This is a genomic window from Kitasatospora sp. NPDC001132 (assembly GCF_053598415.1).
Map to the genome: position 1 here is coordinate 1 of NZ_JBSFKF010000032.1, position 20,985 is coordinate 20,985.

Sequence of the window (20,985 nt, forward strand, 5' to 3'; positions counted from 1 at the left end):
GTCTCTCGGCCGACCGGGCCGGTCGGCCGAGAGACCGCGCCCCGCCCTCCGGTGCGGGGAGGGCGGGGCCGGTGCGAGGAGTCGGGGCTCAGCCCTTGACCTCGACCTGGGTCCAGGCCGGGTTGCCGAAGGAGTCGAACTTCACGTTCTGCACCTTGGTCGAGTAGCCCGAGTTGGTGCGGTAGTACCAGAGCGGGATGGCCGGCATCCCGCTCGGCAGCACCGCTTCGGCCCGCTGGTAGCCCGTCACCGTGTCCGCGACGCTGGCGGCCTCGTCGGCCTGGGTGGCCGCCTCGTCGAACTGCGGGCTGCTGTAGCCGAAGTCGTTGGACGCGGCGCCGGTGCGGTACACGTCGGCCAGGAAGTTGGCGTTCAGCGGGTAGTCCTGCACCCAGCCGGTGCGGAAGGCGCCGTTGACGGTGTGCCCGGTGATCGCGGCCCGCGCGGTCTTGAAGTCGGGCTTCGGGTCGCCCAGGCAGTCGACCCCGGTGCTCTGCCGGATCGAGTTGCAGACCGCGTCCACCCACTCCTTGTGGCCGCCGTCCGCGTTGTAGGTGATCATCAGCTTGTTGCCGGGGACGCCGCCGCCCTCCTGGATCAGCTGCTTGGCCCTGGCCGCGTCGAAGGTGCAGAAGTCGCCGCAGGTACCGGACTTGTAGCCCTCGACGCCCTCGGCCACCCAGGCGGTGGCGGGCTTGCGGGAGCCCTGGAGCACCGTCTTGGTGATGGTGGCGCGGTCGATCGCCATCGACAGGCCCTGGCGCACCTTGGCCTTCTCCGGCGCGGCCCAGTCGGCCTGGTAGAGCGTGAAGCCGATGTTCTGGATGGCGCCCTGCGGCTCGTCCACCGCGCGGTCGCCGAGGTCGCTCCTGTACGTGGCCAGCGCGGACGGCGGCACCTGGTCCATCACGTCCAGGTTGTTGGACTGGAGGTCGGCGTAGGCGGCCTCGGACGTGGTGTACATCTTGAAGACGATGCCGCCGTTCTTCGGCTTGTCCACGCCCTGATAGTCGGGGAAGGCCTTGGTGGTCACGTTGCTGTTGTGCGACCAGCTGACGAACTGGTACGGGCCGTTGCCCACCGGCTTCTGCCCGTACCCGGCCGGGTCGGAGTAGAAGCCATCGGGCAGTGGCGAGAAGGCGATGTAGCCGAGCTTGTACTCGAAGTACGAGACCTTGTGGCTGAGCTTGACGGTGAAGTGGAGGTCGTCGGTGACGGTCAGCCCGGACATCTTGTCCGAGGCGGGCCGGCCGGAGGCCGGGTGGACGTCCTCGTAGCCCTCGATGTCGGAGAACCAGGAGCTGTTGATCTGGTTGTTGGCCGGGTTGGCCCCCCAGTTCCAGGCGTCGACGAAGTTCCGGGCGTGCACCGGGGTGCCGTCGTGGAACTTCCAGCCGTCCTTCAGCGTGATCTCGAAGGTCTGCGAGTCACTGGTGTCGATCTTCTCGGCGACCTGCATCCGGATCCGGGCGTTGCTCGGGTCGTAGTCGACCAGCCCCTTGAAGAGGTTCTGGATGATGCGACCGCCGCCGACCTCGTTCGCGTTGGCGGGCTGCAACGGGTTCTGCGGCTCGTTGCTCTGGTAGCTGAAGGACTTGCTGGCGTCCGTCGAGCCGCTGCCTCCTCCGCTGCCGTTGTTGCTGCACCCGGTGGCCATCAGGGCCACGGACGTCGCGACGGCGAGGACCCAGCGAGCACGGGCGGCTACGGGCATGGAGGTTCCTCCTCAAGGGTGTTGTCGCATCACACCCCATGAGAAGTGCGCCCCGGCGACGGCGCGCGTCAGGAACACCCGGACGGGTGCGCTGACCCCCCGCCGAGTTGACGCGGCGCCGGAACGCCGGAAGGGCCCGCGGCGCGAACGCCACGGGCCCTTCCTGGGACCACCGGGGGATCAGGCCGCTGCGGCCTGCTCCCGGACCTCGGGGAAGTGGCAGGCCGACTCGTGCGCGGCCGGGCCCTTCAGCAGCGAGGGGACCGCGAGCAGCGGGACCTCCTCGGAGCACTTCTCCTCCGCCTTCCAGCAGCGGGTGCGGAAGCGGCAGCCGGACGGCGGGTTGGCCGGCGAGGGGATGTCACCGCTGAGGATGATCCGCTCGCGGGACTCGCGCGCCGTCGGGTCCGGCACCGGCACGGCGGAGAGCAGCGCCTGGGTGTACGGGTGGGTGGCGTTCTCGTAGATCTCCTCGTCCGAGCCGATCTCGACCATCTTGCCCAGGTACATCACGCCGACGCGGTCGGAGATGTGCCGGACGATGGAGAGGTCGTGCGCGATGAACATGTAGGAGAGGCCGAACTCGCCCTGCAGCTGCTCCAGCAGGTTGATCACCTGCGCCTGGACGGACACGTCCAGGGCGGAGACCGGCTCGTCGCAGATGATGATCTCGGGCTTGAGCGCGAGGCCGCGGGCGATGCCGATGCGCTGGCGCTGACCGCCGGAGAACTGGTGCGGGTACCGGTTGATGTACTCCGGGTTCAGACCCACGACGTCCAGCAGGTCCTGGACGGCCTTGCGGCGGTCGCCCTTGGGCGCCACCTCGGGGTGGATCTCGAACGGCTCGCCGATGATGTCGCCGACCGTCATGCGCGGGTTGAGCGAGGTGTACGGGTCCTGGAACACCATCTGGATGTTGCGGCGGACGGACTTGAGCGCCGCGCCGGACAGCCGGGAGATGTCCTCGCCCTTGAACAGCACCTGGCCGGAGGTGGCCCGCTCCAGGTTCATCAGCACCTTGGCCAGCGTGGACTTGCCACAGCCGGACTCGCCGACGATGCCGAGGGTCTCGCCCTTCTTCAGCTCGAAGGAGATGCCGTCGACCGCCTTGACCGCACCGACCTGCTTCTTGAAGAGGATGCCCTGGGTCAGCGGGTAGTGCTTGTGCAGGTCCTTGACCTCCAGGATGTTCTCAGCCATGGAGGGTCTCCTTCCAGAGGTGGCACGCGCTGCGGCGGCCGGCGAGCTCCTTGCCGTCCTTGTCCGTCACGTGGTGCAGCGCCGGGATCTCGGTGCGGCACAGGTCGGTGGCGACGTCGCAGCGGGGGTTGAACGCGCAGCCGGTCGGAACCTTCAGCAGGTTCGGGGGCAGGCCCTTGATCGCGTACAGCTCCTGGCCCTTCTGGTCCAGGCGCGGGATGGAGCGGAGCAGGCCCTTGGTGTACGGGTGCGCGGGGTTCGCGTACAGCTCGTGCACCGGGGCGGTCTCCACGATCCGGCCCGCGTACATCACGGCGATCTTGTCCGCGACGTCGGCGACCACGCCGAGGTCGTGGGTGATCAGGATCAGGCCCATGTTGTACTCGGCCTGCAGCTCCGCGAGGAGGTCCATCACCTGGGCCTGGACGGTCACGTCCAGGGCGGTGGTGGGCTCGTCCGCGATGATCAGGTCCGGCTCCAGGGCCAGCGCCATGGCGATCATGATGCGCTGGCGCATGCCGCCGGAGAACTGGTGCGGGTAGTCGTTCACCCGCTGCCGGGCGGCGGGGATGCGCACCCGGTCCATCAGCTCGATGGCCTTCTCCTTCGCCTCCTTCTTGGAGGCACCCTGGTGCACGCGGAACATCTCGCCGAGCTGGTAGCCGACGCTGAGCACCGGGTTCAGCGCGGACAGCGCGTCCTGGAAGATCATCGCGATCTTCCGGCCGCGGACCTGCCGCCGCTCCTCGTTGCTCATCTTGAGCATGTCCTTGCCCCGGTACAGGATCTCGCCCTGCGTCACCTTGCCCGGGGGCATGTCCAGGATGCCCATGATGGTCTGCGCCGTCACGGACTTGCCGGAGCCGGACTCGCCGAGGACGGCGAGCGTCTCGCCGGCCGCGACGGAGTAGTTGACGCCGTTCACGGCCTTGGCGATCCCGTCCCGGGTGTGGAACTCCACGTGGAGGTCCTTCACCTCCAGGAGAGGGGTGCCAACTTCGAGACGATCGTTCTTCTGGTTGTTCTCGATCACGGTGGTCATCGGGTCGTCACCTCTTCTCTCAGCGGAGCTTCGGGTCGAGGGCGTCGCGCACCGCGTCGCCGAGCATGATGAACGCCAGCACGGTGAGGCTCAGCATTCCGGCCGGGAAGAACAGGGCGAACGGCGCCGTACGGATCACCTTCTGGGCCGAGGAGATGTCGATGCCCCAGGAGATGGTCGGGTCCTGCAGACCGATGCCGAGGAAGCTCAGCGTCGCCTCGGCCGCGATGTAGCCGCCGAGGGCGATGGTCGCGACGACGATCACCGGGGCGATCGCGTTCGGCAGGATGTGCTTGAACATGATCCGGTTGGTGCCGGCGCCGAGCGCCCTGGCCGCCGTCACGAAGTCGGCCTGCTTGACCGTGATCACCGAGCCGCGCATGACACGGGTCATCTGGGTCCAGCCCAGGGCGGCCAGCGCGAAGACCACGCTCCACACGGTGCGCGTGGTGAAGGCGTTCAGGACCACCAGCGAGCCGAGCAGCAGCGGGATGCCGAAGAAGATGTCGGTGACGCGGGAGATGATCGTGTCGACCCAGCCGCCGAAGTAGCCGGCGAGCATACCGGCGATGCCGCCGATGATGGTCACGCCGAGGGTGACGCAGATGCCGACCACGACCGAGGCGCGGGCGCCGTAGATGACGCGGGCGTAGATGCTGCGGCCCTGGAGGTCGTAGCCGAACCAGTCGGGCTGGAAGAAGTGACTGTAGTTCGGCTTCGACAGGTAGTGGTTGCGCAGGTCGCCGGCCCGCGGGTCCACCGAGGTGAACAGGCCCGGCGCGATCGCGATGACGATCAGCAGCAGGATGAGCAGCGCGGAGATCACGAAGATCGGCTTGCGGCGCAGGTCGTGCCAGGCGTCGGAGCCGAGGCTGCGTGCCTTCTCCGGCTTGGCGACCGCGGCGGCGGCAGCGGTCTGGGCCGGGGTCTCCCCGGCCGTCTTCTTCTCGGTCAGGTCAGGCATAACGGATCCTCGGGTCCAGGACCGCGTAAAGCAGGTCGACGATCAGGCCGGCAACCAGGTACACGATCACCAGGAAGGCGACGAAGCCGGAGACCGTCGAGCCCTCCTTCAGGTTGATCGCGTGGAAGAGCGCGTTGCCGACGCCCTTGACGTTGAAGATGCCTTCGGTGACGATCGCGCCGCCCATCAGGGCGCCCAGGTCGGTGCCGAGGAAGGTGACCACCGGGATCAGCGAGTTGCGCAGCAGGTGGGTGCCGATCACCTTGCGCCGCGGCAGGCCCTTGGCCACCGCGGTGCGGACGTAGTCGGCCTTGATGTTCTCGGCTATGGAGGTGCGGGTGAGACGCGCCACGAAGGCCAGCGACACCGAGCCGAGCACGACGGCCGGCAGCACCAGCTGGGTGATGTCGTTGGAGTCCTGGACGGTCGGGGTGACCCACTTCAGGTTGTCCGAGAAGATCGTCTGGAAGATGAAGCCGAGCACCGGGATCGGGATCGAGATCAGCAGCAGGGTGAAGATCAGGGCGCCCTTGTCGAACGCCTTGCCCCGGCGCAGACCGGCGAACAGACCGATGCTGATGCCCAGCACGATCTCGATGGCGAACGCGAACAGCGCCAACCGGACCGTGACCGGCAGCGCCTCGGTGATCACGTCGAGCACCGGTCGCTGGGCCAGGGTCTTCCCGAAGTCACCGGTCAGCAGGTTCCCCATGTAGTCGAGGTACTGCTGGGGCAGCGACTTGTCGAGACCCATCGAGTGCTTCAGGGCCTCGACCTGCGCCGGATCCGGCGCCTTGTCGCCCCACATCGCGGCCACCGGGTCACCCGGCAGCGCGTGCACCATCAAAAAGATGAGCAAGGTCGTTCCGAAGAAGACCGGGATCATCTGGAGCAGTCGCCTCGCGACAAAGCGCCCCATCGTGCCTCCATGTATGACTCTGCCGGGCCCGTCAACCCGGCAAGAGATAAGTCGGCGTGCCAACGGCCGGTGCCAGTCCTCGCCCTTGTGGGGATGGACGGGCACCGGCCGTTGTCACCGGGTCAGGCGGTGCCGACCGATTACTTCTTCTTGACCTCGACGTCGGTGAAGACCGGGTCGCCGAAGGAGTCGAACTTCACGTTCTGGACGTTCTTGGAGTAGCCGGAGCTGGTCTTGTAGTACCAGAGCGGGATGGACGGCATGTCCTTGGCCAGCTGGGCCTCGGCCTGCTGGTACAGCTCGGCGGTCTTCTCGACCGAGGTGGCGGCGTCCGCCTCCTTGGCCAGGCGGTCGAACTCCGTGCTGGAGTACTGGTTGTCGTTCGACGAGGCGCCGGTGCCGTAGACGTCACGCAGGAAGTTGGCGTTCAGCGGGTAGTCCTGCACCCAGCCGGTACGCATCATGCTCTGGACCTGCTTGTTGGTGACGACGTCACGCACGGTCTTGAAGTCCGGCTTCGGGTCACCGGTGCAGTCCACGCCGGTCGACTGGCGGATGGAGTTGCAGACCGCGTCCACCCACTCCTTGTGGCTGCCGTCGGCGTTGTACAGGATGGTGACCTTGCCACCGGGGACGCCGCCGCCCTCGGCGATGAGCTGCTTGGCCTTCTCCGGGTTGAACTTGCAGAACTCACCGCAGGTGCCGGCCTTGTAGCCCATGACGCCCGGGGCGACCCACGAGTCGGCGGGGATGCGGTTGCCGTTCAGCACGGTCTTGGTGATGGTGTCGCGGTCGATCGCCATGGAGATGCCCTGACGGACCTTCTCCTTGCCCGGGGTGTTCCATTCGCCCTGGTACAGCGCGAAGCCGACGTTCTGGATGGCGCCCTGGGCCTGGTCGACGGCGCGCTTGCCCAGGTCGTCCTTGTACTTCGGGAGGTCGGTCGAGTCGACCTGGTCCAGGACGTCCAGGGTGTCGGACATCAGGTCCTTGTACGCGGCCTCACCGGCGCTGTAGTTCCGGAAGACGATGCCGCCGTTCTTCGGCTTGTCCGAGCCGGCGTACTTGTCGTAGGCCTGGACGGTGACGGCCTTGTTGTGCTCCCACGAGACGAACTTGTAGGGGCCGTTGCCGACCGGCTTCTGGCCGAAGCCGGCCGGGTCGGCGAAGAAGCCCTCGGGCAGCGGGGAGAAGGCCGTGTAGCCGAGCTTGTACGTGAAGTACGAGACGGGGCTGGTCAGTTCGATGGTGAAGTGGGTGTCGTCGACGATCTTCAGGCCGGACATCTCGGTCGCGGTCGGGTCACCCTTCTCCGGGTGGACGGCGTCGTAGCCGACGATGTCGGAGAACCAGGACGAGTTGATCTGGTTGTTCTTCGTGTTGGCCGACCAGTTCCAGGCCTTGACGAAGGACGCGGCGGTGACCGGGGTGCCGTCGTGGAAGGTCCAGCCGGACTTCAGCGTGACGGTGTAGTTCTTGGCGTCGGTGGTCTCGATCTTGTCGGCCACCTGGTTGCGCAGCGCACCGGTCGCGGGGTCGTAGTCGACCAGGCCCTTGAAGAGCACCTTGACGATACGGCCGCCGATGTTCTCATTGGCGTTGGCCGGCTGGAGCGGACGCTGCGGCTCACCGCTCTGGTAGCTGAAGCTGGCGGCGGCGTTGACCGCACCGCCCTCGGAGCTACCCCCGGAGGAGTCGCTGCTGCTGCACGCAGTCGCAGCGAGGGCGACAGCAACAGCTGCGACAACCCACTTGGCCTGGCTCGCACCGCGCATCGGTGTGCCTCCTGAATTCGACGTTGCAACGAGGAAGGCATCGCGGAACGGTGGTCACCGGGCCCGCTGTGCCGTCCGCGCTCGTGGTTTCGGCGCGCACCCCTGCGCGTTCACCCTTGACCCGAGCCTGACTGCACCCACTATCCGTCACGCACGGACACGAAAGTGACCAGTGACGATCTCAATTAGGTCACATGAACAGTCGGTAAGTTTCGAAAACCGGACATTTGAGACATAGCCAGACAGGCACCAAACGGACAGTCGTCACGGATGACGAACTGTCACGTCCGCTCAGCGGACACTCAGGTGTGATGAGCGCTATTCCGTGAATAGCGGCCCCGACAACTTGGAGTAGTTGAAAAAGTTCGCCCCCCTCTCCATGGGAAAGGGGGGCGAATCATTCCGGCCAATGGCCGTTCAGTGCGTCCGGATCACGCCTTCTTGGCGCGCGAGGCGGTGCGACCGCGGTCCTTCTGGTCCAGGACGACCTTACGGATGCGAACCGTCTCCGGGGTCACCTCGATGCACTCGTCCTCGCGGCAGAACTCCAGCGACTGCTCCAGCGAGAGCTTGCGCGGCGGGACGATCGACTCGGCCACGTCGGCGGTCGAGGACCGCATGTTGGTGAGCTTCTTCTCCTTGGTGATGTTCACGTCCATGTCGTCGGAGCGCGAGTTCTCGCCGACGATCATGCCCTCGTACACCTCGGTGCCCGGCTCGCAGAAGAGCACGCCGCGCTCCTGGAGGTTGGTCATCGCGAAGGCGGTCACCACGCCGGCCCGGTCGGCGACCAGGGAGCCGTTGTTGCGGGTGGTCAGCTGGCCGAACCACGGCTCGTGGCCCTCGTGGATCGAGTGGGCGATGCCGGTGCCGCGGGTGTTGGTGAGGAACTCGGTCCGGAAGCCGATCAGGCCCCGGGACGGGACGACGAACTCCATCCGGACCCAGCCCGAGCCGTGGTTGGACATGTTGTCCATCCGGCCCTTGCGGACGCCCATGAGCTGGGTGACGGCACCCATGTGCTCCTCGGGCACGTCCACGGTGAGGCGCTCGACCGGCTCGTGGGTCTTGCCGTTGACCTCCTTGGTGACCACCTGCGGCTTGCCGACGGTCAGCTCGAAGCCCTCGCGGCGCATGGTCTCGATCAGGATGGCCAGCGCCAGCTCACCGCGGCCCTGCACCTCCCAGGCGTCCGGACGCTCGGTGTCCAGCACGCGCAGCGAGACGTTGCCGATCAGCTCGCGGTCCAGGCGGTCCTTCACCTGGCGGGCGGTGACCTTGCGGTCCACCTTGACGCCGGACTTGGCGTCGGCGCCCTTGCCGCTGCCGCCACGGCCGACCAGCGGGGAGGTGTTGGTGCCGATGGTCATCGAGATGGCCGGCTCGTCCACCGTGATCAGCGGCAGCGCGATCGGGTTCTCCGGGTCGGCCAGGGTCTCGCCGATCATGATGTCGGAGATGCCGGCGACGGCGCAGATGTCACCGGGGCCGGCCACCTCGGCCGGCTTGCGGGTGAGCGCCTCGGTCATCAGCAGCTCGGAGATGCGGACGTTCTGGATCGAGCCGTCGCGCTTGATCCAGGCCACGGTCTGGCCCTTGCGCAGCTCGCCCTGCTCGACGCGGAGCAGCGCGATGCGGCCGAGGAAGTTGTCGGCGTCCAGGTTGGTGACGTGGGCCTGGAGCGGGGCGTCCTCGTCGTAGCTGGGGGCCGGGACGTGCTCCAGCAGGGTGGAGAAGAACGGCTCCAGGTTGGTGCTGTCCGCGGGAACGGTGCCGTTCTCCGGCTTGGTCAGCGAGGCGACGCCGTCACGCGCGCAGGCGTAGACGATCGGGAACTCGATCTGCTCCTCGTCCGCGTCCAGGTCCAGGAACAGGTCGTAGGTCTCGTTGATGACCTCGTCGATCCGGGAGTCCGGACGGTCGGTCTTGTTGATGCAGAGGATGACGGGCAGCCGCTGGGAGAGCGCCTTGCGCAGCACGAAGCGGGTCTGCGGCAGCGGGCCCTCGGAGGCGTCGACCAGCAGGACGACCGCGTCCACCATCGACAGACCGCGCTCGACCTCGCCACCGAAGTCGGCGTGGCCCGGGGTGTCGATGATGTTGATGGTGATCGGCGCGCCACCGTCCTTGGGGTGGTACTTGACCGCGGTGTTCTTCGCGAGAATGGTGATGCCCTTCTCGCGCTCCAGGTCGTTGGAGTCCATCATCCGGTCATCGAGCTGCTGGTGGGCGGCGAAGGCGCCGGCCTGCTTGAGCATGGCGTCGACCAGCGTGGTCTTGCCGTGGTCGACGTGGGCGACGATGGCGACGTTACGGATGTCGTTGCGCGTGGGCATGCCTTGCGGATTCTCCCGGAATCGTGGGTTGCGGCGCCCGGCTGCGTGACGCGCACTTGCGATCCCTGTCGATCGCCGCCGCCCGTTCCGCCTGCTACTACCGGTCCACCCGCCGGGCACATGGCCATGCCGCGGCTTCCTCCTATCGTACGGGGAAGGGCGGAGGTGGGCGGAAACGAGCCGGTCCGGCGGGATCAAGATCACAGGTGGGTCACACGCCCTTCACCGACCGGCCGTGCTCCGACAGTCTTCCGTTCGTGATCCGACAGCCCGGGGCCCGGCGGCGCCGGATCGCCGATGTCGAACGCATGCCGGAGCCCGCGGAGGTGGCCCGATGAGTGTCCCGATCGTCCTGGTGCACGGCACCCGCTTCAGCGCGGGGCAGTGGAGCCCGCAGTTGGCGGCGCTGCGGGAGGAGTTCCCGGTGGTGGCCGTCGACCTGCCGGGGCACGGCACCCGACGCGGCGAGCCGTGGAGCCTGACGGCCGCCTGCGCGAGCGTCGCCGCGGGGGTGGAGGAGCTGGGCGGCGGGCCCGCGCTGGTGGTCGGGCACTCGCTGGGCGGGTACGTCGCGCTGGAGTTCGCCCTGCGCAGGCCCGAGCTGCTGCGCGGGCTGGTGCTGGCCGGCGCGAGCGCCGACACCCGGGGGCGCTGGGCGGTCCCGTACCGGGCGGTCGGCGCGCTGGTGCCGCGGGTCCCGGCCGCGCGGCTGTCCCGCTGGAACGACGGGCTGCTGCGCCGGCTCTACCCGGCGCAGGTGGTCGCGGAGACGATCCGCGCCGGGTACGGCTTCGAGGCCCTGCCCGCCGCCTGGGCCTCGGTGCTGGGCCGCTTCGAGCCCGGCGTCCTGCGCCGGGTCGAGGCCCCGGTGCTGATCCTGAACGGGGAGAAGGACCCGGCCTTCCGCTCCGGCGAGCGCGCCTTCGCCGCCGCCCACCCGCACGGGCGGGCCCGGATCGAGCTGGTACCCCGTGCCCGGCACCTCGCCAACTTCGACGCCCCGGAGGCCTTCACCGACGCCCTGCGCCGCTTCGCCCGGGAGCTGCGGCCGCGGGTCTAGTCCTTTGGTCTAGTCCTGCCCGGTCTCCAGTGCGCTCCAGCCCACGTCCTGGAAGCGCGGCCACCCGAAGCCGTACGCGCCCGCGCCGAGCACCCCGGTCCTGACCCCGACCAGCTCCGGCCGCTGGTAGAGCGGCACCGAGTGCCCGAGCTCCCAGATCCGTACGTCCGCCTGCTGGAGCAGGTCCAGCCGGGCCGCCTGGTCCGGCTCGGTGGCCGCCCGCTCGAACAGTCGGTCGATCTCCTCGGTGCCGCTGCGGCCGAAGTTGCCGCCCGGCTCGGGCACCCCGTCGGGGTCGGGCCGGGGCTTGGCGTAGGCGGGGCGCTGTTCGATCGCCGGACTGGGGCCGGCCGGCCAGGTGAGCAGCACGAGGTCGTAGTCCCCGGCGGCCAGGTGCTCCCCGACGAAGGAGTCGGCGGGCGCTGGCACCTGCTGCACCGCGATCCCGGCGTCCGCGAGGCCGGCGGTGAGCGCGTCGGCGGTGCGCTTGGCGGTCGCCGAACCGGCCGGGACGAGCATCGAGAGGGCGAGCGGCTTGCCGCCCTTGGTCCGGGTGCCCCCGCCGCCGGGCCGCGTCCAGCCCGCCTCGTCCAGCAGCCGGCCCGGGTCCCCCTGACCGGCCGCGCCGCTGTTGTCCCGGTAGCCCTCCTGGTCGCCCGCGAGCAGGTGGCTGCCCAGCGGCGCGGCGGGCAGGCCGAGCGGGGTGAGCGCGGCGTCGGCGATCCGCTGCCGGTCGACGGCCCGGGTGAGGGCGCGGCGCACCAGCGGGTCGGTCAGCGGGCCGCGCGCGGCGTTGAGGGTGAGCTGGGTGAGCGAGGCCGCGGCGGCCCGGTGCACGGTGACGCCGGGCAGCGATTCGGCCCGGTGCAGTGCCAGTGCCGCCGCCTCGGGCGCGGCCGCGGGCGGCGGCGCGACGGAGGGGGAGGCCGAGGCGGCGGTGGCGTCGGCGGCCGGGACCGGGACCGCCCGGTCCACGGCCGCGGTGAGCGGGGCGATGTCCAGCCGGTCCTGGTCCAGCGCGTCCAGCCGCTGCTCGGGCGGCGCGGCGAGGAAGTCGATCCGGTCGGCCTTCGGCGGGTCGCCCCACCAGAGCGGACTGCGCACCATGCTGACCGTCCCGTCCTCGGCGTCGTACCGGGCGACGGTGTACGGCCCGGCGCTCGGCCCGCCTCCGGTCAGCGGTCGGCCGAACGCGGCCGGGGTGGCCGTCTCGGCGGCCGGGTAGAGCGGGCCGAACAGCGAGCGCCAGTCGGCGTACGGCCGCCGGAAGGTCACCCGCACCTCGGACGGGTCGGCGCCCTGGGTGACCGAGTCGATGGCGTCGTACCCGACCGCCCGCGCGCCCCCGTACGCCGGGTCCAGGCCGGACAGCGCGGTCCGCTGGGCGTCGAGGTCGGCGGCCGAGACCGGGGTGCCGTCGCTCCAGACGGCGTTCGGGTTGAGCCGGTACGTCACCACCTGCGGGCCCGGCCCGGGCGGGGTGGACTCGGCTCCGGCCAGGTAGTCCGGGTCGGGGACGAGCCGGCCGTGCTCGTCGGGCCGGAACAGCGAGGGGTACAGGGCGTGGGCGAGCAGCGCCGAGTCGGCGTTGGCCGCGCCCTGGTAGACGTTCAGCGTGGCCGGGACGCCGTCCACCGCCCAGCGCAGCGTGCCGCCGTCCCGGACGGCGGCGCGGTCGGCGGGCCGGACGTCCCCGGTGGTGGCGGTGGGATCGGCCGGAACGGGCACGGGGGCGGGTGTGTGGGCGGGCCCCGAGTCGTCGGAGCAGCCGCCGAGACCGGCGGCGAGCAGCAGCGCGGCGGCTGCGGCGGTGAGCTGGCGGACGCGCATGGCGGCCATCGAACGCCGCCCGGGGCCCTGGGACCGTGCCGACACGGCGGGCCGCCGGGCGACTGCACCCGTCCGGCCCACCGTTTCCGGCGACTACAGCGCCAGCTCGAACCAGACGATCTTGCCCTTGGGCGTGCGCCGGCTGCCCCAGCGCTCGGCCAGCAGGCTGACCAGCTGCAGGCCGCGCCCGCCCTCGTCGGTCTCCTGGGCGCGCCGCTGCCGGGGCTGGGCGTAGCCGTCGTCCCAGACCTCGCAGACCAGGCCGCGCTCGCGCAGCAGCCGCAGCCGGATCTCGCCCCGGCCGTGCTTGAGCGCGTTGGTGACCAGCTCGCTGACCAGCAGCTCGGTGGTGTCGACCAACTCCTCCAGCCCCCGGGAGAGCAGCCAGCTGCACGCCAGCTCCCGGGCCTTGGCCACCGAGGTGGGCTCGGGCGGCAGGAACCAGTTGCCGACGGCGTCGTCGGGGAAGGCGTGCACCTTGGCCATCAGCAGGGCGATGTCGTCCTCGCCGTGGTGCGGGTTGAGCTCGCCGAGCACGTGGTCGCAGAGGTCCTCCAGCCCCTTGCCCTCGTCGGAGAGCGCGGAGCGGAAGGCCCGCAGGCCCTCGTCCAGCTGGTGCTTGCGGCTCTCCACCAGACCGTCGGTGTAGAGGGCGAGCACGGCGCCGTCCGGGAGGGTCAGCTCGACCTCCTCGAAGGGCTCGCCGCCGACGCCGAGCGGCAGGCCGGGCGGCACGTCGAGCATCCGGGAGCCCTCGCCGGGGCTGAGCAGCACGGGCGGCAGGTGGCCGGCGTTGGCGAAGAGGCAGCGGCGGGTGACGGCGTCGTAGACCGCGTAGACGCAGGTCGCGAGGTAGACCTCGCGGGCCTCCTCGTCGGCGGTCGAGGTGAGCCGCCCGTACGGGGTGGGCGGGCCGGCCGGGACCGAGTCGTCGCCGAGGCCGCGGGCGATCTCGTCCAGGGCGGTGAGCACCTCGGCCGGGTCGAGGTCGAGCATCGCCAGGGTGCGGACGGCGGTGCGCAGTTGGCCCATCGCGACGGCGGCGCGCAGACCGCGGCCCATGACGTCGCCGATGACCAGCGCGGTGCGGTTGCCGGGCAGCGGGATGACGTCGAACCAGTCGCCGCCGACCTCGGTGTTGTTGTTGCTGGGCAGGTAGCGGCAGGCGATCTCCAGGCCGCTGGCGGCCGGGTTGCCCGGGGGCAGCAGGCTGCGCTGGAGGATCAGGGCCCGCTCGTGCTCGCGCCGGTAGAGCCGGGCGTTGTCGATGCAGACGGCGGCGCGGGCGACCAGCTCCTCGGCGATCGCGACGTCGCGGGCGTCGAAGGGCTCGCTGCCGATCGCCCGGGAGAGCTGGACGAGGCCGAGCACCTGGTCGCGGGCGACCAGCGGGACGATCAGGGTGGAGCGCAGCAGCGGGTCGCGCCCGGGCTCGGGGACGACGCTGCGGCCGGTGCGCAGCGCCCGGGCGTGCGGGGAGCGGCGCGGGTAGCAGAGGGTGCCGCCGGCCTCGGCGATCGGCAGGCCGGTGACCGAGCCGAGCACCGAGGAGGCGCCGCCGACCACGCTGGAGACGGCGACCCGGCGCAGTTCGCCGCTGCCGTCGGTGAGCACGGTGTCGCCGAGCCGGCCCGCGCTGGGCACGGTCTCGCCGGAGAGCAGCGCGGTGTACAGGTCGACGGTGGCGAGGTCGCAGAACGGCGGGACGACGACGTCCAGCAGCTCCTTGGCGGTGGTCTCCAGGTCGAGCGTGGAGCCGATGTGCGCGCTGGCCTCGTTGAGCAGGGCCAGGTTGCGGCGCACGCCGTCGGCCTCGCGCTCGGCGACGTGTCGGCTGGTGACGTCGGAGACCTGCCCGGCGACGCCCATGGTCTGCCCGGCGGAGCCGTTCAGGCGGTACAGCGAGACGGCCCAGAGCCGGTTGCCCTCGCGGGTCGGGACGGCGCCGTGGAAGCGCAGGTCGAAGACGGGCTCGCCGGTGGCCAGGACCTTGCGCAGGGCGGCGGTGAGCCGGTCGGCCTCGGACTGCGGGAAGAGGTCGTGCGGGGTGAGGCCCTCCAGTTCGGTGGGGACCAGGCCCATCCCGGAGGCGAAGGCGTCGTTGACCCGCTGCAGCCGCAGCCGGTCGTCGAACAGCACGAAGCCGGTGGGCGTCTGCCCGAAGACGGCCTCGGAGGCGGCCAGGTCGGTCTCGATCCGGCGCAGCCGCCCGAGGTCGACGGCCAGACAGGTGGCGCCCGCGGTGGGCAGCGAGCTGTCCGGCATCAGGTAGAGCTCGGCGAGGCCCTCGCCGCCGTCGGCGTCCCGGTACGGGGTGGTGCCGACCCACTCCTCGCCCGCCAGGGTGCGCTCCAGCCGGGCTCGGCCGCGCTGCCAGAGCTCGCGGGGGACGAAGGTGGCGATCGGGTCGGCTCCGACGGCCTCGGCGGCCGGGACGCCGAAGAACTCGGCGGCGCGCTCGCTCCACTGGCTGATCAGCCCGTCGGGGCCGATCGCGAAGGTGGCGACCCTGATGTAGTCGTAGATCGAGCCGGGGTCGTTGGCGCCCCAGGGCCGGTCCCGGTCGGCGGGGCGGTGGCCGCGGCCCGCGCCCGCGCCGTCCCGTACGGGCAGGTGCGCGGACCCGGCCTGTCCGGGCACGGCGGCATGACCGCTGCTGCTCGGCGATGCGCTCCGCGCCGGAGTGCTGTTCAACGGACCGACCCCTCCAACCCGCGACCGTCCGGATGTCGAGAAGACCGAGTATTCATCATCGAGGGGTACGTTCACACGCCCTCAACATCACAACATCAGATCGGGCGAAGGTTTTTGTCCTACCGCCCGCGCAACCACAATGCCACGCTCGCGCCCCCTTCCGGAGCGCGCGCTCCCCCCGAGCGCCCGATGGCATGTTCGACACCGCTCCCCTGCTGTTCGCTCCGATCACGATCCATCCGGCTCACTACCCGGCAGCGCCTGCTCGAACCAGACCACCTTGCCGATGCCCTCGGCCCGGGCGCCCCAGCGCAGTGCCAGCCGGTGGACCAGTTCGATGCCGCGCCCGCCCTCGTCGGCAACGGCCGCGTGCCGCTCCCGGGGCGGGTCGGGCAGCGGGTCGGAGATCTCGGCCAGCAGCGTCTCACCGAGCGTCAGCCGCAGCCCGATGGGGGCGCTGGCGTACCGGACGGCGTTCGTGACCAGCTCGCTGACCAGCAGCTCGGCGATGTCGGTGAGCTCCTCGACGCCCCACTCGAGGAGCGTGGCGCGGACCAGCCGGCGGGCCCGGGAGACGGCGGTGGGCTCGGCCGGGAGGGTCCAGCCCGCCGTCGGGGTGCCGGCCTGGCCGTGGCCGAGCCGGGCCAGCAGCAGGGCGACGTCGTCCGGCTCCCGGCCCTGCTCCATGGTGTCCAGCACCGCCTCGCAGGCGGCCTGGATGGAGGCGTGCGGCTCCTGGAGCACGGTGACCAGCCGGCCGAGGCCGACGTCCAGGTCCTTGTCCCGGGACTCCACCAGGCCGTCGGTGCACAGCGCCAGCAGGCTGCCCTCGGGGATCTTCAGTTCGACCGACTCGAACGGGACTCCGCCCACCCCGAGCGGGGCGCCGGAGGGCAGGTCGAGGATGCGGCCGGCGCCGCCGAGCAGCGGGCCGCCGGTGCGGGTCGGCTCCGCGGCGTCCCTGTCCGGCACCACCAGCACCGGCGGGATGTGGCCGGCCTTGGCGACGGTGAGCCGGGCCGTCGCCGGGTCGAACACCGCGTAGACGCAGGTCGCCAGCAGCGCCTCGTCCGGGCCCTGGGCGAGGTCGTCGGCCAGCTCGTGGACGTGCCGCAGCAGGACGTCCGGCGGCAGGTCGAGGGCGGCCAGCACCCGGACGGCGGTGCGCAGCCGCCCCATCGTGGCGGCGGCCCGCAGGCCGTGGCCCATCACGTCGCCGACCACCAGCGCGGTGCGGTCGCCGGGCAGCGGGATGACGTCGAACCAGTCGCCGCCGACCTCGGTGCCGCTGCTGCCGGGCACGTACCGGTAGGCGACCTCGACGCCGGTGGGCTGCGGGACCTGCTGCGGGAGCAGGGTGCGCTGGAGGGTGAGCGCGGCGGTGCGCTCGCGGGCGTAGAGGCGGGCGTTGTCCAGTGAGCTGCCGGCCCGGTCGGCCAGCTCGACGGTGAAGGCCAGGTCGTCCCGGTCGAAGCCCTCGCGGTAGCCGGCCCGGCTGACCAGCAGCAGGCCGATCACGATGCCGCGGGCGCGCAGTGGCGAGACCAGCATCGAGTGCACGCCGAGGTCCCGGGCGGCCTGCATCTTCGGGTCGCCCGGGTAGGTGACGTCGTCCAGCTGGTCGGCGCCGGAGACCAGCTCGGGAACGCCGGTGCGCAGCACCCGGCCGCAGACGGAGTCCTCGGCGAAGGTGATCCGGGCGCCGCGGCGCAGCATCACCTCCACCTCGGGGCCGTCCTGGACGGAGGCGGTGCCGAGCTGGAGCAGGGAGGTGCGCCGGTCGTGGCCGTGCCGGGGCAGGTCGTCACCGTGCGCGACGGCCTGGAGCAGGATCACCGCCGAGTGGTCGGACAGCCGGGGGACGACCGAGCCGGCCAGCTCCTGGGCGATCCGGGAGGCGTCCAGCAGGTCGCCGACCCGGGAGCCGAACTCGTTGAGCAGCGAGAGCCGGCGCCGGGCGTGCTCGACCTTGGCCACCGCCCGGTAACGCTCGGTCACGTCCATCACGGTGCCGGAGATGCCGAGCACCCGGCCGGAGCGGTCGGTCATCCGGCTGTAGGAGATCGAGCGGTAGCCGGCCCGGGTGGTGACCGGGGAGGCCAGGGTGACGTCGATGACCGGCTCGCCGGTGGCCAGTACCTGGCGCTGGATGGCGGTGATCTCGTCGGCCGCCCGCTCCGGCAGGGTCTCGCCGGTGGTCCGGCCGACGTGGTCGTCCGGGGCGACGCCGTTCATCTCGGCGAGGGTCCGGTTGACGGCGGTGTAGCGCAGGTCGGTGTCCATGATGGCGATGCCCAGCGGGGACTGTTCGAACAGCGCGTCGCGCACCGCGAGGTCCCGCTCGACGGCCCGGACGGCAGCCGCCTCGGCCATGCTGACCTGGAGGAACGGGGTGCCGTCGCCGTCCACCAGGAGGGAGATCCGGGCGTCCATGGCGACGGCCAGGCCGTCCCGGTCGAGCAGTTCGGCGTGGCCGGCCCAGCGGCCCTCCCGCAGGGTGGACTGGATCGCGGCCCGGATCCGGGCGACCTGCTCCCGGTCGGGGATCAGCTCGTCGATCCGGCGGCCGACCAGCAGCTCGTTCGGCCAACCGAGCAGTTCCTCGGCGGCCGGGCTCCAGAGCACCACCCGGCCCGCGGTGTCCAGGATCGCGATGGCGACCTTGAGCATGTCCAGCAGGCCCTCGGCTGGCGTGCCGGAGCCCCCCGGGGCGTCGGCGGACCCGCCGGGGAACGGCCGTCCGGGACGGCTGCGCAGGCCGCCGGGCCGGGGAACCGGCTCGGCCACCGCCAGGGTCGGGGTCGGCTGGTGGGGCCGCGCGGCGGCGGGGGTGGCGGTGCCGGCGGCCTCGACGGTGCCGCCGCGGCGGCGGCCGGCCGGAGGCTGGGGGGCGGCAGGACGGGCGGCGCGGCGCAGTCGGGCGCGGGCGGCGGCGCTCCCCGCGGAGCCTGCCCGCCGCTCTCCCCCGCCGCCGTTCCCGGAACTCGACACCGACGGGGCCTCCGGCTCTGGTCGGGATCGGCGTCGCCGGCTGGGGACGGCTCACCGATGGTGACGAATAGTGCCGAAAAGTGACATACCCAGCGACACCCAGGCTATCCCGGCGCCTAGGTCGTCTTGTCCGATTGACCTACCCGGCGGGCGGCGCGTCGCCGACCGCCGACACGCCGTCCACGGCCCGCGCCGGGGCACCCGTGAGCAGCCGTGCGACGTGCGGCAGCACGTCACGGTCATGGTCGATCCAGTCCACGGCGTCCAGCTCCTCCGGGCCCAGCCAGCGCAGCGCGTCGTGGTCCTCCAGTGCGCTCGGCTCGCCGGCCAGCAATTCGGCGGCCCAGAAGTGCAGCTCCAGGCCGGGGCGCACGGCCCACGCGCCCGGCAGCCGGGTCAGCGCGCGCGCCCGGACGCCGAGCTCCTCCAGCAGCTCCCGCTCCAGCGCCTGCGCCTCGGTCTCGCCGGGCTCGGCCTTCCCTCCGGGGAACTCCCACCGGCCGGCCACCGACTCGGGCGCGCTGCGCCGGGCGGCGAGCACCCGGCCGCCGCGCACCAGCGCGCCGCCGACCACGATCCGGGGCGCGGCGGGGGCGGCGGGGGTGTCGGAGCCGTCGGGAGCGGGGTGACTGGCGTGGGTCGCGTCCATGGCCCCGACCCTACGGGTTCAGGCGTTGCGGACCGTCCCGTCCGCCGCGTCCGGCCGGGCCTCCGCGTCCGCTTCGACCCAGTACATCTGCTTGTGGCCGCGGGCCTCGAACTCGGCGGCCAGCCGTCGGGCCTCGGCCGGGTCGAGGCCCTTGGCGACCACGAAGCGGTTGCCGTTGTCGTCCTGCCGCATGACCCGGTGGGTGCCCATGGCGGGAGGGTACCGGGACCATCCCGGGACGGGACGGTCCCCGGCTCGCGTGGGGGTCGGGCCGGGGACGCGCTCACGACCGTACGGTCGGCGGGTTACCGGCGGGTACGGGCGAGGTCAACGCCCGGTAACCGGATAGGCGGCCGCTCAGACCCGCAGGTCGGGTGCCTGCTCGCCGGTCGACAGGCCCAGCCCGCGGCGGATCTCCAGGATCGTCGGGGCCGACCTGGCCTCCGCCGCCCTGGCCCGGCGGAGGTCACCGGCCAGGTCGGTGCCGGAGGCCGCGGCGTCCCAGGCGGCGGCCGCCTGTGCCTTGGCCTCGGCCAGCTTGGCGATCATCGGCTGGACGTCGAGCGGCCAGGCCACCCCCGTCCGGCCCAACGCCGCTGCCTGGGCCCGGGAGGCGGAGGCCACCCGGCGGGCCCAGGCCCGGTAGTCGGCCTCGGCCTCGGAGACGTCCCGCTCCGGCTCGTCCAGGTAGTCGTCGTTGAAGCTCCGGGCGGCCTCCAGGTAGGCCAGCTGCGGCGCGGTCAGGCGGCTCCGGTCGGTGCGGACCGTCCCCTGGTGCCGGTCCTCGGCGTCCTCGAAGGCGCAGGTGACGTACCGGTCGCCGGCCGCCCAGTTCTTCGCGGTCGGGTAGAGGTAGACGTCGTCCATGCCGTCCGGGACGGCCCACTGGTCGAGCGCGTAGGAGTCCAGCACCGTGCGGCACAGCCGGACGGACATCTTGCGGACCGCGTCCTCGCCCGGGTACGGGCCGGCCTTGTCCAGGAGGTCGGCGGTGCCCGCCACCTCGCCGTGGTGCGGCTTGGCGCAGGCCACCCGGTTCACCCAGTACACCTTCGCGTCGCCGTTCCCGTCGACCGTCGAACCGTCCTCGGGCGAGTCGTAGCAGTCGCCGGCCTTGAGGTCCGACCAGTGCACCGAGCCGGCCGGCGCCTTCGGGACCTGGCCGTAGCGGCCGGCCCGCGCCGAGCTGAAGTCGGCCGCACCGAGCATGAGGGCCAGCAGCACCGTGCCGACCGTGCCCAGCACCAGGCCGGTCACCGCCATGCCGGTGCCGCGCTCCTTGCGGCGGTTGATCTGGACCAGCGCGAGGATGCCGAACACCAGGGCCACCGGGGCCACCAGGAGCAGGCCGGTGACCAGGGAGCCGACGGCGAAACCGTTGGTGGGGGCGGGGCCGGGACCGGGCGCGAACCCCGGGGCGAATCCGGGGAGGGGGGCGCCGGCCGGGACCGGGCCGTGGGTCGGAGCGTACGGGTTGCCCGGCTGGAAGCCGGACTGGGCGGCGGGGGTGACGGAGGCCCAGCCGCCGGCGGGCAGCGGGTGCGGCGGCTGGGGCGGGGCGGCCGACGGCGGGACGGCCTGCGGGGCCGGGGCCGCGGTCGATGCCTCGGTCGGGCCCGGGGCGGTGGCGGGGGCGGTGGGCGGGGTCGCGGGCGGGCCGGCGGAGAGGTCGGGTGCGGCCCAGGGGCCGGCGGGCCGCGCGGGCTCGGCACCGGACTCGGCGGGCCGTGCGGGCTCGGCGGTGTCCTTGCGGAAGTCCACTCGCGGGTCCTGGCCGGCTGCCGGCGTCTCCGGCGCCGCCGCCGTTTCCG

General features: G+C 71.9%; 14 protein-coding genes. 1 reads left to right on the plus strand and 13 read right to left on the minus strand.

Going from position 1 to position 20,985, the window contains the following annotated elements; genetic code table 11:
- Positions 1 to 88: 88 nt before the first annotated feature.
- From ACWDBE_RS31035 to typA, 7 genes are all read right to left on the minus strand, one after another.
- The gene (locus ACWDBE_RS31035) at positions 89 to 1,714 is read right to left on the minus strand and encodes a peptide ABC transporter substrate-binding protein (RefSeq protein ID WP_449809652.1); all 1,626 of its coding nucleotides are present in this window, start codon (positions 1,712 to 1,714) and stop codon (positions 89 to 91) included.
- A 180-nt stretch (positions 1,715 to 1,894) separates the two neighbouring features.
- Complete coding sequence (locus ACWDBE_RS31040; RefSeq protein ID WP_449791123.1) at positions 1,895 to 2,914, minus strand: ABC transporter ATP-binding protein; 1,020 nt, start codon at positions 2,912 to 2,914, stop codon at positions 1,895 to 1,897.
- Complete coding sequence (locus ACWDBE_RS31045) at positions 2,907 to 3,956, minus strand: ABC transporter ATP-binding protein (RefSeq protein WP_449791124.1); 1,050 nt, start codon at positions 3,954 to 3,956, stop codon at positions 2,907 to 2,909. The genes ACWDBE_RS31040 and ACWDBE_RS31045 overlap by 8 nt, the downstream gene beginning before the upstream one ends.
- A gap of 19 nt (positions 3,957 to 3,975) precedes the next feature.
- Positions 3,976 to 4,920: an ABC transporter permease gene (locus ACWDBE_RS31050; RefSeq protein ID WP_449791125.1), complete on the minus strand. Its 945-nt coding sequence runs from the start codon at positions 4,918 to 4,920 to the stop codon at positions 3,976 to 3,978.
- Positions 4,913 to 5,839, minus strand: coding sequence for an ABC transporter permease (locus tag ACWDBE_RS31055; RefSeq protein ID WP_449791126.1), 927 nt, complete (start codon positions 5,837 to 5,839; stop codon positions 4,913 to 4,915). Before ACWDBE_RS31055 ends, ACWDBE_RS31050 begins: the two co-directional genes overlap by 8 nt.
- A 140-nt stretch (positions 5,840 to 5,979) precedes the next feature.
- Positions 5,980 to 7,614 (minus strand): peptide ABC transporter substrate-binding protein, encoded by a 1,635-nt coding sequence (locus ACWDBE_RS31060; RefSeq protein WP_449791127.1) that lies wholly within the window; start codon positions 7,612 to 7,614, stop codon positions 5,980 to 5,982.
- A 431-nt stretch (positions 7,615 to 8,045) separates the two neighbouring features.
- Positions 8,046 to 9,950 carry a translational GTPase TypA gene (typA, locus tag ACWDBE_RS31065; RefSeq protein ID WP_449791128.1) on the minus strand — a complete coding sequence of 635 codons (1,905 nt, stop codon included), beginning with the start codon at positions 9,948 to 9,950 and terminating at the stop codon, positions 8,046 to 8,048.
- Between the two features lie 334 nt (positions 9,951 to 10,284).
- On the opposite strand from typA, the gene ACWDBE_RS31070 reads away from it, so the two are divergent.
- Entirely contained in the window at positions 10,285 to 11,010 is a 726-nt protein-coding gene (locus tag ACWDBE_RS31070) for an alpha/beta fold hydrolase (protein ID WP_449791129.1), read from the plus strand.
- A 9-nt stretch (positions 11,011 to 11,019) separates the two neighbouring features.
- Here ACWDBE_RS31070 and ACWDBE_RS31075 read toward each other — a convergent pair whose 3' ends face one another.
- The 6 genes from ACWDBE_RS31075 to ACWDBE_RS31100 form a co-directional block, all read right to left on the minus strand.
- The gene (locus ACWDBE_RS31075) at positions 11,020 to 12,840 is read right to left on the minus strand and encodes an ABC transporter family substrate-binding protein (RefSeq protein ID WP_449809673.1); all 1,821 of its coding nucleotides are present in this window, start codon (positions 12,838 to 12,840) and stop codon (positions 11,020 to 11,022) included.
- A gap of 93 nt (positions 12,841 to 12,933) precedes the next feature.
- Entirely contained in the window at positions 12,934 to 15,480 is a 2,547-nt protein-coding gene (locus ACWDBE_RS31080) for a SpoIIE family protein phosphatase (RefSeq protein WP_449791131.1), read from the minus strand.
- Positions 15,481 to 15,762: 282 nt separating this feature from the next.
- Positions 15,763 to 18,525 (minus strand): SpoIIE family protein phosphatase, encoded by a 2,763-nt coding sequence (locus ACWDBE_RS31085; RefSeq protein ID WP_449791132.1) that lies wholly within the window; start codon positions 18,523 to 18,525, stop codon positions 15,763 to 15,765.
- Positions 18,526 to 18,664: 139 nt separating this feature from the next.
- A complete protein-coding gene (locus tag ACWDBE_RS31090) occupies positions 18,665 to 19,174 on the minus strand; it encodes an NUDIX domain-containing protein (RefSeq protein ID WP_449791133.1) in 510 nt (169 codons plus the stop codon).
- A gap of 18 nt (positions 19,175 to 19,192) precedes the next feature.
- Complete coding sequence (locus ACWDBE_RS31095; protein ID WP_449791134.1) at positions 19,193 to 19,384, minus strand: SPOR domain-containing protein; 192 nt, start codon at positions 19,382 to 19,384, stop codon at positions 19,193 to 19,195.
- Between the two features lie 147 nt (positions 19,385 to 19,531).
- Positions 19,532 to 20,935: a DUF4190 domain-containing protein gene (locus tag ACWDBE_RS31100; protein ID WP_449809653.1), complete on the minus strand. Its 1,404-nt coding sequence runs from the start codon at positions 20,933 to 20,935 to the stop codon at positions 19,532 to 19,534.
- Positions 20,936 to 20,985 lie beyond the last annotated feature (50 nt).